Here is a 12570-nt window from a genome sequence, read left to right as displayed (position 1 = left end):
ACTAGATGACAAACTAGAGAAGGTACAAAGCGGTGGCGGATTTTTTATATAAAGGTGTGGTGGATTGGTTCTTAGATCAGATGTCGCAAGAGGCCATCGTGCCCGGTGATAAAATGCCATCACTACGTGCTTTATCGAAACAATTGGGTCTGAGTTTAAACACAGTCATTCATGGTTATGAATTACTAAGCGAAGAGGGCTGGATTGAATCTCGTCCAAAGTCTGGCTACTTTGTTTGTCATCGCAGTGAATCAAAGCCAGCGTTGTTGCTGGCTGGTGATTCCCTTCGAGAATTAACCAATGATGGCACCAAGCCTGCTTGGTCATGCCTTGCGCACCGTGGTGCTTTAGTGGATCAAAGCGAGACGTTTTTAAGTTCGGTATCACGCCAAGAAGAAGACCGACTTCCTGTATTAGGAAAGGGCCATTTGGCGGCTCGTGAAGCGGTCAGTGAGCATTTAAAAGGGCTGGGTATCAAAACTCATGCTTCTCATCTTTGGCTAGGGTATTCGCCTTTGGCTATGTTTACTCAAAGCGTGCAAACGCTTACTCAGCGTGGCGATAGTGTGTTGGTGTTAACACCTTGCGACCCTAGAATTACCACTACGTTGCAGAGCTTAGGACGCAAGGTTATTGCTCTTACGGCTGGTGAGCGCGGTGTTGACCTTGATTTGGCTATTCGTTGTTTACGCGACAAACCCATTCGTCTGATTGTCTTGCCAGGGCAGTTTTCCTTCCCTGCTGGTCAATTGATTAGCAATCTAAGCTTGCGTCGTTGGTTGGCGATTATTGAAGAAACTAAGCTGCCGGTGATTGAATGGGATTTGTGTTCCCATTTGGCGTATCGCGCAGGTTCCACGATGACCTATAAATCATTGGATTCGTCTGACCATATTGTTTACATAGGTGGTGTGGAATCAAAAGGTGTAGGTCGTTCTGCTAGTTGGTGCTTACCGGGTAAGCATCAAGCTTTGCTAGAAGGAGCTTTTTTAGGCGCTGATATGGCGTTGAGCGATGCCCAGCAAGTGGCATTAAGTGATGCATTACAGCCAAACAGTAAGCGTTCATTAACGAAGCGTGCTCGAGATGTTTGGGCCAATTCTGAACGTGTTAAAGCGCACTTAGAAACGCGCCTTGGTGATAAAGTCAGCTTTGCGGCTAGTAAAGGTGGTATGTCTCTTTGGATGCGGATGTCAAAACCCTTAGACGTTGCCAGCATGACGGCATTACTCGCTAGCTTCCGTCACGCTATTGTGCCTGGAGCCTTGGTGAGTCATGAAGCGGATGCGAGCAACTGGTTGGCGGTCAACGTGACGTTGGACGATGTTGAGCCTCTAGCAAAAGCCTTGGCAGAGCATTTGGTGGTTGATGACGTTGAGTCAGCGCCCATTGAAGAGATTATGGTTGAAGATACTCCCGAGGAACCTCAACAAACTGCGTCTGAGCCTATTGCTGAAAGCGAGCAAACAGAAGAACTTGTTGATTCTATAGAAAGTGACTTAGCACCGTCAGGGGATGAAGAGAAAAAATCTCGTCACACAACCAGCGAGCCGCTTTATAACCCTATGTTGGATTTAATTAATCACGATTTTGGTTAATCGTTATTAAAGAGAGATAATTAAAAAGGCGCTTTTAAAGCGCCTTTTTTATGCTTTCTAGCATGCTGTTGTGATCTTTATAATCCAGCGGAATCGGTGTCAGTTTATCGCCTATAAGCAAAGCTAAAGAAGGGAAAGAGTTCAGTCCAAGGTGTCGTGCTTGGTCTATTTCTTCTTCTAGCAAACGCTGATTTTTAACATGTTGCATGCTCTTTTGGAAACCGTCTGGGTTCATGCCTATGTGCTCTGCGCACTCAATAAGCGTATCTAGATCTGACGGGTTTTTGGCATTTAGGTAATACGCCTCTTGGATGGCGTGATACATCTCTTCTTCTAACCCTGTGTCTCTTGCCACATAACAGGCTCGACAGGCTGGGTAAGTTGAACGACGTGGCGTTGTTGTCCGCCAAAAATCAAAATTGAATTCAGTGCCTAAAGTGGCTTGTATGTTTTTCCATGTCGCTTCTAGCTTGGTCTTCATATCATTTGGCATGGCAATATCTGAATCAACGGCAAGACCGCCAAGCATAGGTTGAATGGTTAATTGATCTTGATCGATTAACGGTTGCAAGGCTTTTTGTAGCTTGGTCCAGGTTGGTCGAAAACCCCAACACCAGCTGCACATCGGGTCGTAGCAGTAAATAAGTGTGGCAGTCATTGAGAAATCTCTATCGGAAAAACGAGCTGTATAAAGTAGCAGGCTTTTTAGTGATTACACAACTGCTAGAAATGGCAGACATAAAAAAACGGCTACAAGGTTAACTGCAGCCGTTTATACCGTGCATTAATCAGAGATCAGCCTTTTAATATGGCTGCAATCGCATCGCACAAAGGTTCCATGTTGTCGTGAGTCATACCAGCAACACTGATGCGTCCAGAACCCACGATATAAATCCCGAACTCTTTACGCAGTTGAGCCACTTGATCTGGGTTAAGACCAGAAAAAGAGAACATACCCTGTTGTTGAGAAATGAACGAGAAATCTTGGCTAACGCCTTTGGCGCGTAAGGTATTTACGAACAAGCTGCGCATTTCGTGAATACGAGTACGCATCGCTTTAACTTCGCTTTCCCATAATGCGAACAGTTCAGCATCATTTAGAATTTCAGCAACAACCGCAGAGCCATGAGAAGGCGGGTTGGAGTAATTGGTACGAATACAGCGTTTTACTTGCGTAAAGGTGGCTTCCGCTTGTTCTGCTGTTTCACACAGAATAGTAAGAGCGCCGACACGTTCGTTGTACAAACCGAAGTTTTTAGAGAACGAACTAGCTATTAGCATTTCTGGAACATGCTCCAAGAAAGTACGCAAACCTTGAGCGTCTTCTTGTAAGCCTTGGCCAAAACCTTGATAGGCGAAGTCGAACAATGGCAAGAAACCTTGTTTGCTGCAAAGCTTAGCAAGCTGATACCACTGCTCTGGTGTTGGATCTATGCCTGTTGGGTTGTGGCAACAACCGTGGAATAGGACAACATCGCCTTCAGGTATTTGAGACAAGCTGGCAAGCATGGCTTCAAAGTCTAAGGATTTGCTATCAGCATCATAATAAGCGTAGCTGCCGACTTCTAATCCAACGGATTGGAAAACAGACTGATGATTTGCCCAAGTTGGGTTACTGACCCAAATTGTGGCTTCTGGTAGATGTTTTTTAATGAATTCTGCTGCGACACGTAATGCACCTGTGCCGCCGGGAGTATGGGCTGTTTGAGCAAGTTGTTTGGCAATAATAGGATGATCTTTACCAAATAAAAGCGCTTGCACTGCGGATCGATAAGCGGGTGCGCCTTCGATGCTGAGATAACTTTTGGTTGTTTCTCGAGCCAACAAGCGTTCTTCGGCTTGTTTTACGGCCTTCAAAATTGGTGTATTGCCTTGTTCGTCTTTGTATACGCCAACGCCCAAGTTGATCTTATTGGGATTGGAATCATTTTTATAAGCGTCGTTTAGACCAAGAATTGGGTCTGCAGGAGCAGCTTGGATATGTTCAAACATGGTAACTCCCCAAAAGGGTTATTGTCTTTTTTTATTATGGATTAGAAGATATAAAAATCAGACTGTATGGTACTCCAAGACGGGGCTAACCGCCATAAGTTGGAGCAAAAGGGGAAGGAATTAGCGTAAGAAATGGTCGTATCAAAGGTGATTACTTTTTTTGATGTAATAAAGCCCTAAGACCTAACATGATGTTAGGTCTGGTTTGCTTGCTGTTTGTCTCAGATCGATAGGGGAATGAAAATTAATCGTCCCAACCGTTTGAGATATCCTTATGCAGGCGTTTTTCTTCTAAATGCTGTTCAATTGCGCGTCTGGCTTTTAACATACGCGCAGCGTCTTCCTTTTGATTCCGTTCTTTTGTTTCGTTATCCAAGCTAATGGAAGCATGCATTATGTCGGTTTTTACTTCAGTTAATGTTTCAGCAAAATCGCTCATCGTTATACCCTTTTGGACGTTCGACGACATTGAAATACACAGATCACTGTCATCGACTGTTAAAAAAAGTCAGAATAGACAGATAACACATTTTTCAAGTTAATAAAAAACTCAAACTGATTAAAAATCAATCTATTTTTACGAGTTTTTTGTGACAAAATTATTAATTAATCATGGCGGAATGCAATGGACGTTTCTTTTATCCTCGATTCACTCAATGACAAGCAGCGTGAAGCCGTTGCCGCACCTTTGCAGAATAGCCTTGTTCTGGCTGGAGCGGGATCAGGTAAAACCCGAGTCTTGGTGCACCGTATCGCATGGTTAATGCATGCTTATGAGTTGTCACCTTATAGCCTGATGGCGGTGACTTTTACCAACAAAGCCGCACGTGAGATGCAAGGTCGTATAGAACAGCTGGTGGGGGTACCTCCGCAAGGCATGTGGGTTGGTACGTTTCACGGCCTAGCGCATCGCTTATTGCGAGCCCACTGGCGTGATGCTGGCCTAAAAGAAAACTTCCAGATAATGGACAGTGACGACCAGCTGCGATTAATCAAGCGTATCATGCGAGAACTTAATATCGACGACACGCGCTGGCCGCCTAAGCAAGTGTCTTGGTTTATTAATGCACAAAAAGACGAAGGCCGCCGAGCCGCTCATGTGCCGGATAGCCACGACCCTTTTTCCAAAGGCATGCGCGAGTTGTATTACCATTATGAGGAAGCTTGTGAACGTGGTGGGTTATTGGACTTTGGCGAATTGCTGTTGCGTGCTCATGAGTTGATGCTCAGCACGCCAGCGTTATTGCGTCATTATCAAGACCGCTTTCGCCACGTGCTGGTGGACGAGTTTCAAGATACCAACACGATTCAATACGCTTGGTTGCGCCTCATGGTGGGCAGCGAAGGGACAATTACTGCTGTGGGTGATGATGATCAGTCTATTTATGGCTGGCGCGGTGCAAAAATTGAAAATATCCAAAACTTCACCAAAGATTTTAAAGACGTTGGCACTATCCGTTTGGAGCAAAACTATCGTTCAACCGGTCATATTTTGAACGCCGCCAACGGTTTAATCAAAAACAACGATGACCGTCTAGGGAAAGAGCTTTGGACCGACAGCGGTGATGGCGATCCAATCTCCTTGTATGCGGGATTTAACGAACAAGACGAAGCACGTTTTATCATTGGCATTATTAAACAATGGCGTGATAAGGGAACATCGCTGACAGATATGGCGATTCTGTATCGTTCTAATGCTCAGTCTCGTGTCATTGAGGAATGCTTAGTTAGGGAACAGATTGCTTATCGAATTTATGGTGGACACAGATTCTATGACCGCCTAGAGATCAAAAATGCCTTGGCTTACGCGCGTTTGGCGCTAGATCCGAATGACGATGGCGCGATGGAGCGTGTGATCAATGTACCGCCACGCGGTATTGGTGAGCGGAGTATCGGCACTTTGCGTGAAATTGCACGCGATAATGGCTGTTCTATGTGGCAAGCCGCGCAGGAAGTCGTGCGCCAATCTTTAATGCCTGGTCGTGCAACGAATGCAATTAAAGCGTTTTTGCATCTAATCGAAGGTTTGAGTACCACGGTTCAGCAACCCGATTTGAACTTGAACGATATTTTCGAGCAGATTATCGAAGAAGCGGGTTTGATCCCTTTTCATGAAAAAGAAAAGGGCGAGAAAGGCGAAGCACGTATTGAGAACTTAAAAGAGTTGGTTGGTGCGGCTGGTGGGTTTAGCTGGAGCGATGAAGACGAAGAATTTAGTTCGCCGTTGATGGCATTCTTGGACAAAGCGGTATTGGATGCCGGTGATGCACAGGCGGACGAATACCAAGACGCGGTGCAGCTGATGACCTTGCATTCGGCGAAAGGTCTAGAATTCCCATTGGTGTTCTTAACGGGCGTGGAAGAAAATATCTTCCCAAGCAAGATGTCTTTTGAAGAACCAGGCCGACTCGAAGAAGAGCGCCGCTTATGTTATGTGGGCATTACTCGTGCGATGGAAAAGCTATACATTACTTATGCGGAATCTCGTCGTTTGTTTGGCAGTGAGTCGTTTAACAGCCCATCACGCTTTATTAAAGAGTTACCGCCGGAATGTTTGGAGGAAGTGCGACTACGCTCGCAAGTAAGCCGTCCAGTGTCTTTGCAGCGTCCTGATTACAATTTTGAAAAGAATAAACTGCAAAACAGCAGCACTTTGAACAATTACAAAGCGCCAGAAGTTACCGTGAATATGGGCGATCGTGTTAATCACCCTGTGTTTGGCGAAGGCTTGGTAGTTAACTACGAAGGTCAAGGCCCACAAGCACGCGTTCAGGTCAACTTCGATGACGAAGGCACTAAGTGGCTGGTGTTGTCGTTTGCTAAACTGGAAGTGCTTTAACCCTCCGGTAACAAGGACGCTGAGTCTTATTCCTTTGCGCCTGCTTCGCAGGCTCAGCGCGTCAGAAGGAATAAGACTCAGCTTATCTTTGTCGTATTGCTTTCTGTGTTTTCATTTCTTTCTACGTTCCCCACCTATTTCACCAGCATTAAGCGGTCTAACAGCGTAAATGTTTTTAATTGCAGCAAAATTTTTCAATTGGTTGTAAACTACTTAGAGTTGTAAGCATTTAACTTATAAGGAGTGTGGCATGGCGATTCGTGTTGGTTTGATTGGTTTTGGTTTGTCTGGGCGGGTGTTTCACGCGCCTTTTGTGATGAATGACCCTGATATGACGATGACGTATGTTTGCAGTTCGAAGGCCGATGAGGTGAGGGCGGTGTTGCCTGATGTCTCGATTGTATCGTCTGCCGAGGCGGTGTTTGCTGCATCGGATGTGGATTTGGTGGTGATTACGACACCGAATGCCTTACATTTTGAGCAAGCGAAGAAGGCGCTGGAGAATGGCAAACATGTGTTGTTGGAAAAGCCCTCTGTCACTCGTGTCTCTCAGATAGAAGCTTTGTGCGTCCTGGCGAAGCAAAAAGGTTTGGTGTTTTGTGTGTATCAGAACCGTCGTTTTGATGGTGATTTTTTGCGTCTTAAAGCCTTAATCGAAAGTGGTGAATTAGGGGCATTGAAGCATTTGGATTCGCGTTTTGATCGCTTTCGCCCAGCGGCTCAGGCGCGTTGGCGTGAGGAGCCGGGTATTGGTTCGGGGATTTTCTGGGATTTAGGCCCGCATATTCTCGATCAGGCGTTATGTTTGTTTGGGCCGCCAAAGTGGTTGCACGCGAGTATCGATAAGTTACGTGAAGGCAGCCAAACTCATGATTGGTTTGAAGTTGAGTTGGGGTACGACGATAAGCGTGTGCGTTTAGCGTCTACGCCATTTGAGGCCGGTGAAATGCGCCGCTTCAACGCCAGATTCACCAAGGGCAGCTGGCAATGTGTGGGCTTGGACCCACAAGAAGAAGCGTTACGAGCAGGACAGATGCCGTGGGATGCGGATTTTCCATCGCAAGCCACTCAGCAACGCAATACGCGTTTTGTCGCGCATTCCCAAGATGATATCGAGCGAGTTCAGGAAGACCCAACACAAGGCGATTATGTGGCGTTTTATGCTAAGTTACGTGATGCCATTCTAGGTAAAGGCGAAGCGCCTGTTGCTATGGAACAAGCCTGTCAGTTGATTTATTTGATCTGTTTGGCGGAGCAGTCTGCAGAAAGCGGTCAGCGCATGTCTTGGGGATATACGCCGAATTTCTCGGTTTCGTCAAATTAGTCGCAAGAAATCGCAAAAAAGGGTTGAGCAAGATTCCCACAATTCTTATCATCTTTTGCCTTTTTGATCTTTTATGCATCAAAAAGGCAATTTTCTGTCTGATTTTATAATAAAAATACAATAATACGCGGTGTTTTAGCATTCGTGGATTATTGATCCTATCTCTAAGATTGATTGATGTGGGCATCGCTTTCTTGTGTCGCAGGCAGAGTTATTGTCATCAAGTATCTAGCTCCTGAGGGAAAATAATGCGTAATGTAATGGGATTGGGCAAATTGGCGTTCGCTGGTTTGTTGGCTGTGTCTTTGGTCGCTTGTGGTGGATCAGAGAAAGCAGAAGAGACAGCAAAAGCTGAGAAAAAAGTAGAAACGATTCATTGGAAAATGGTGACGGCTTGGCCTAAAAACTTTCCAGGTTTGGGAACGGGCGCTGAAGCACTCGCAAAAAATATTACAAAAATGTCTGATGGTCGTTTGGACGTTAAGGTATATGCGGCAGGAGAGCTAGTTCCAGCGCTGGAAGTATTTGATGCTGTTTCCCGTGGTACTGCGCAAATAGGTCATAGTTCTGCGTATTACTGGAAAGGTAAAGCGCCAGCGGTACAGTTTTTCTCGTCTGTGCCTTTTGGTATGACTGCGCAAGAGTTTAACGCTTGGCTTGAATTTGGTGGTGGATTAGAGCTGTGGGAAGAAGTGTATGCGCCATTCAACATTATTCCTATGGCGGCAGGTAACACTGGCGCGCAAATGGGCGGTTGGTTTAATAAAGAAATCAATTCTTTGGCGGATTTTCAAGGCTTGAAAATGCGTATGCCTGGCCTAGGTGGCGAAGTGCTTAAAAAGGTTGGTGCTGTGACAGTTAACCTTCCTGGTAGCGAGATGTTTACTGCTCTTCAAACGGGTGCTCTGGATGCAACAGAGTGGGTTGGCCCTTACAACGATTTAGCATTTGGTTTGTATAAAGCAGCAAAATACTACTATTACCCTGGTTGGCAAGAACCTGGTTCTGCGGTTGAAGCACTGATCAACAAAGACGCTTTCAATGCATTGCCTGAAGATTTGCAAGAGATCGTTCGTTCTGCGGCAGCGCAAGCTAATTTGAATATGCTAAACGAACTGACAGCCCGTAATAATGCGGCTTTGCAGACTCTGGTTGAAGAACACAATGTTACCTTGAAGAAATTCCCGAAAGATCTGTTAGAAGCCTTACGTGTTGCATCAGACGAAACGCTTAAAGAAGTAGCGGCTAACGATGCAATGAGCCAAAAAGTGTATGACTCTTTCACTGGCTTTTTAAACTCTGTGGCTGAATGGCATGATATTTCTGAGCGTGCCTTTATTAATGCGCGTGCAACAGACTAAGGTTTTCTCATTCATAGAATAGAGAACAAGTGACCCTGATAAGCTCTGCTGTCGGCTGATGGTAGAGCTTATTTTATATTGCTTACTTGATGTGTCCCATCGGGCAAGTTATGACTACTGAGTGAGATTCACTCTTTCACGGATAAGTACATGAATAAAATTAAAAAATGGAACCAAGCCTTACTTGTTGGTTTGATGGCAGCAGCATTGGCTGCTTGTGGTGGAGCAGAAGAAAAAGAGACTGTAAAGGCTGAGCAAAAAGCGGATGTTATCCATTGGAAAATGGTGACAACTTGGCCTAAAAACCTCCCAGGAATGGGAACAGGGGCTGAAAAGCTGGCGCAGAACATTAAAGAAATGTCTAACGGTCGTTTGGATATTAAAGTCTACGCCGCTGGTGAGCTTGTTCCTGCGCTAGAAGTATTTGATGCGGTTTCTCGTGGTACGGCGCAAATGGGTCATGGCTCGGCGTATTATTGGAAAGGAAAAGTAGCGGCTGCACAGTTTTTCTCGACAGTGCCTTTTGGTTTCAATGCTCAGGAGTTTAATGCTTGGATTGCCTATGGCGGCGGTTTAGAACTGTGGCAAGAAATCTATGCGCCTTTTAACCTGATTCCTATGGTTGCTGGTAATGCTGGCGTGCAAATGGGTGGTTGGTTTAATAAAGAAATCAATTCCCTAGAGGATTTCAAAGGTTTGAAAATGCGCATGCCAGGGTTAGGCGGCGAAGTATTGAAGAAAGTCGGAGCATCACCCATCAACTTACCGGGCAGTGAAGTATTTACGGCGCTGCAAACTGGTACGATTGATGCCACTGAATGGGTTGGTCCATATAACGATCTTGCTTTTGGTTTGTATAAAGCCGCGAAGTACTATTATTACCCAGGTTGGCATGAGCCAGGTTCTGCGGTTGAAGTTATCTTTAACAAAGAGGCTTTTGAGGCTTTACCTAAAGATCTACAAGCGATTGCTCGTGCCGCGGTTAAACAAGCTAACTTAGACATGATTAACGAGTTTACAGCGCGTAATAACGACGCACTGCAAACCCTGGTTAATGAGCATAATGTGATTCTTAAGCCGTTCCCACGAGACCTACTCGAAGCACTTAAGAAAGCGTCTGCAGAAACATTAGAAGAAGTTGCCGCTAATGATCCAGATAGCCAAAGAGTATACGAGTCCTTCAAGAACTTCATGGCGCCAGTAAGTGAATGGCATGATGTTTCCGAGCGAGCTTACATCAATGCACGCGCGGACGACTAAGACGCTACGCTTTCTATTTTAAAAGCGCTAATGCCGATAAAGCCTCGTTATCTTTGATAACGGGGCTTTTTTATTTTGCATGGGGATGAATTGAGTGAGGAAAATAATAAATATCAAAAAAGACTTGAGAGCTGACAGCGCAATTCATACTATTCAAAGCACTTAATGCATTAAATGTGCACATAGGTTCAATTTTCTTCCTTAGTGGGAAGGGGAGAAAATGAAAGTAATTAGCGTTGCTCTGGCTTGTAAATAAAGCCTCAAAACAATAAATAAAATCAGCCTCCTGAGGGATAAAAAAATGATAAGAAAAACGTGGAGTAAACTGGCATTAGTCGGTTTAGCTGCAGCAACCTTGGTTGCCTGTGGTGGATCTGAAGAAAAAGAAACAGCTCAAGTCGAGAAAAAAGCTGAAGTCATTAACTGGAAAATGGTCACCACTTGGCCAAAAAACTTTCCTGGTTTGGGGACTGGCGCTGAAAATCTAGCAAAAAGTATTAATGAGATGTCCAACGGGCGTATCAATGTAAAAGTCTATGCCGCTGGAGAGTTGGTTCCTGCTCTAGAAGTGTTTGATGCGGTTTCTCGTGGTACAGCGCAAATGGGTCATGGCGCTGCGTATTATTGGAAAGGCAAAGCGCCTGCCGCGCAATTTTTTACAGCGGTGCCTTATGGTTTCACTGCACAAGAAATCAACTCTTGGATTCATCATGGTGGCGGCTTAAAACTGTGGGAAGAAATTTATGCCCCATTTAACCTGATTCCAATGGCAGCAGGTAACACGGGCGTACAAATGGGCGGCTGGTTTAATAAAGAGATTAACTCTTTGGCGGACTTCCAAGGCCTAAAAATGCGTATTCCTGGCCTAGGTGGTGAAGTACTGAAGAAAGTTGGCGGTACACCAATTAACCTTCCTGGTGGCGAAATTTTTACGGCGTTGCAGTCTGGTACCATCGATGCAACAGAGTGGGTTGGTCCATATAATGACCTCGCGTTTGGTTTATACAAAGCAGCGAAATACTACTACTATCCAGGTTGGCATGAGCCAGGTTCTACGATGGAAGCCTTGTACAACAAAACGGCGTTTGAAGCTTTACCAAAAGACCTTCAACTAATCGTTCGCGCAGCGACTCGTCAAGCAAACGCAGAAATGTTGGATGAGTTCACCGCGCTGAACAATGCGGCATTGCAGACGCTGGTTAACGAGCATAACGTGACATTGAAGCCTTTTCCTAATGACGTATTGTTAGCATTGAAAAAAGCCTCTGCTGAAACGCTTGAAGAAGTAGCGGCTGCAGACCCATTAAGTCAGAAAGTATATGACTCATTCAAAGAATTTGGCGCGAAAGTCAGAGCCTGGCACGAAGTGTCTGAGCGTGCTTACATCAACGCCCGTGAGCTTGAGTAAGACGTTTTAAGTACGGATCAATAGATAAAAAAACAGCCCTTCTTGTTCCCAAGAAGGGCTGTTTCGTTTTATAGGTATTCTGTCAGAGCGAGTATTAGTCGTTCATGCTGCCCAATTCAAGCAGTGTCGCGTTGCCGCCGATTGCGGTTGTGTTGTTAGACACGGTGCGTTCGGTAACAAAGCGCAGTAGATAATGTGGCTTAGCAATGCTGCTTAGGTTCTTAGCATCGGTTTCTTCAACCAATTGGCAGATTAGGCCGCTTTTGGCTGCAAGGCGCTGGTTAAGCTGCTGTGCTTGCGCTGGATCACAAAGTGTTGCGACACCGGCAAGATGATCGGCTTCGATCAAGGAATCTTGCGCAGATTCTGCAATGTTTTGTACCACACCTTCAGGTACGAATGGTGCAATCTTATCCATGATTTCTTGGCCTGTTGGACCAACTGTAATGACAGGATTACCTGCAATAAGCGCTGTGAATACTTGACCGACTAAGCCGACTTTTGCGCTCTCGCCTTCAATAAAAGACGAGCAAAGAAATACGCCACGGCCTTGGTTTGAAAGCTCGTTACGCTCACCGGTTGGTCCTGGCATCACGCGAGTTTCGGCAATGGATTTTTCAGCATTGTCTATTTGCCAAGCGGCCATTTTTCTTTGTGCATCTGGGAAGGTGTTAAGGGCTTTTTGCAGTTTTTCTGCACGGCCGTGCACACCAAGCTTGTCCCATGCTTCGAAGACTTTCTGAGCGACCTGAATTTGGATAGGTTGTACGATTGTCATAGTAATGTCT

Annotated in this window: 10 protein-coding genes; 6 read left to right on the top strand and 4 right to left on the bottom strand. The window is 45.4% G+C overall.

What is annotated here, in order from left to right; translation table 11 throughout:
* Positions 1-32: 32 nt before the first annotated feature.
* Positions 33-1598: an aminotransferase class I/II-fold pyridoxal phosphate-dependent enzyme gene (locus C1X04_RS18220; protein ID WP_137170654.1), complete on the top strand. Its 1566-nt coding sequence runs from the start codon at positions 33-35 to the stop codon at positions 1596-1598.
* 34 nt (positions 1599-1632) lie between these two features.
* Here the strand turns inward: C1X04_RS18220 and C1X04_RS18215 are convergent, their stop codons facing one another.
* From C1X04_RS18215 to C1X04_RS18205, 3 genes are all read right to left on the bottom strand, one after another.
* Positions 1633-2256: a DsbA family protein gene (locus tag C1X04_RS18215; RefSeq protein ID WP_137170653.1), complete on the bottom strand. Its 624-nt coding sequence runs from the start codon at positions 2254-2256 to the stop codon at positions 1633-1635.
* Between the two features lie 137 nt (positions 2257-2393).
* Positions 2394-3590, bottom strand: coding sequence for an amino acid aminotransferase (locus tag C1X04_RS18210; protein ID WP_110576185.1), 1197 nt, complete (start codon positions 3588-3590; stop codon positions 2394-2396).
* Positions 3591-3834: 244 nt separating this feature from the next.
* Positions 3835-4029, bottom strand: a complete 195-nt coding sequence (locus tag C1X04_RS18205) for a PA3496 family putative envelope integrity protein (protein ID WP_110576183.1) — start codon at positions 4027-4029, stop codon at positions 3835-3837.
* Between the two features lie 186 nt (positions 4030-4215).
* Between C1X04_RS18205 and uvrD the strand changes: the two genes are divergently transcribed.
* The 5 genes from uvrD (at position 4216) to C1X04_RS18180 (ending at position 11782) form a co-directional block, all read left to right on the top strand.
* Positions 4216-6429: a DNA helicase II gene (gene uvrD / locus C1X04_RS18200; protein WP_137170652.1), complete on the top strand. Its 2214-nt coding sequence runs from the start codon at positions 4216-4218 to the stop codon at positions 6427-6429.
* A 250-nt stretch (positions 6430-6679) separates the two neighbouring features.
* Positions 6680-7753: a Gfo/Idh/MocA family oxidoreductase gene (locus tag C1X04_RS18195; protein WP_137170651.1), complete on the top strand. Its 1074-nt coding sequence runs from the start codon at positions 6680-6682 to the stop codon at positions 7751-7753.
* A gap of 248 nt (positions 7754-8001) precedes the next feature.
* A complete protein-coding gene (locus C1X04_RS18190) occupies positions 8002-9114 on the top strand; it encodes a TRAP transporter substrate-binding protein (RefSeq protein WP_110576177.1) in 1113 nt (370 codons plus the stop codon).
* A 150-nt stretch (positions 9115-9264) separates the two neighbouring features.
* Positions 9265-10374 (top strand): TRAP transporter substrate-binding protein, encoded by a 1110-nt coding sequence (locus tag C1X04_RS18185; protein ID WP_137170650.1) that lies wholly within the window; start codon positions 9265-9267, stop codon positions 10372-10374.
* Between the two features lie 301 nt (positions 10375-10675).
* The gene (locus C1X04_RS18180) at positions 10676-11782 is read left to right on the top strand and encodes a TRAP transporter substrate-binding protein (protein ID WP_137170649.1); all 1107 of its coding nucleotides are present in this window, start codon (positions 10676-10678) and stop codon (positions 11780-11782) included.
* Positions 11783-11876: 94 nt separating this feature from the next.
* Here the strand turns inward: C1X04_RS18180 and C1X04_RS18175 are convergent, their stop codons facing one another.
* Positions 11877-12560: a 1-pyrroline-5-carboxylate dehydrogenase gene (locus C1X04_RS18175; protein WP_137170648.1), complete on the bottom strand. Its 684-nt coding sequence runs from the start codon at positions 12558-12560 to the stop codon at positions 11877-11879.
* Positions 12561-12570 lie beyond the last annotated feature (10 nt).

The organism is Marinomonas sp. FW-1, from assembly GCF_005222245.1.
Taxonomy (GTDB): Bacteria; Pseudomonadota; Gammaproteobacteria; order Pseudomonadales; family Marinomonadaceae; genus Marinomonas; species Marinomonas alcarazii.
The sequence above is the reverse complement of the archived record's forward strand: the minus strand, read 5'-3'. Positions and strand labels throughout refer to the sequence as shown.

Excerpts from the sequence above, each read along its gene's own strand:
- C1X04_RS18215 (WP_137170653.1), bottom strand. The coding sequence starts at position 2,256 with ATGACTGCCACACTTATTTACTGCTACGACCCGATGTGCAGCTGGTGT.
- C1X04_RS18210 (WP_110576185.1), bottom strand. The coding sequence starts at position 3,590 with ATGTTTGAACATATCCAAGCTGCTCCTGCAGACCCAATTCTTGGTCTA.
- C1X04_RS18205 (WP_110576183.1), bottom strand. The coding sequence starts at position 4,029 with ATGAGCGATTTTGCTGAAACATTAACTGAAGTAAAAACCGACATAATG.
- uvrD (WP_137170652.1), top strand. The coding sequence starts at position 4,216 with ATGGACGTTTCTTTTATCCTCGATTCACTCAATGACAAGCAGCGTGAA.
- C1X04_RS18195 (WP_137170651.1), top strand. The coding sequence starts at position 6,680 with ATGGCGATTCGTGTTGGTTTGATTGGTTTTGGTTTGTCTGGGCGGGTG.
- C1X04_RS18190 (WP_110576177.1), top strand. The coding sequence starts at position 8,002 with ATGCGTAATGTAATGGGATTGGGCAAATTGGCGTTCGCTGGTTTGTTG.
- C1X04_RS18185 (WP_137170650.1), top strand. The coding sequence starts at position 9,265 with ATGAATAAAATTAAAAAATGGAACCAAGCCTTACTTGTTGGTTTGATG.
- C1X04_RS18180 (WP_137170649.1), top strand. The coding sequence starts at position 10,676 with ATGATAAGAAAAACGTGGAGTAAACTGGCATTAGTCGGTTTAGCTGCA.
- C1X04_RS18175 (WP_137170648.1), bottom strand. The coding sequence starts at position 12,560 with ATGACAATCGTACAACCTATCCAAATTCAGGTCGCTCAGAAAGTCTTC.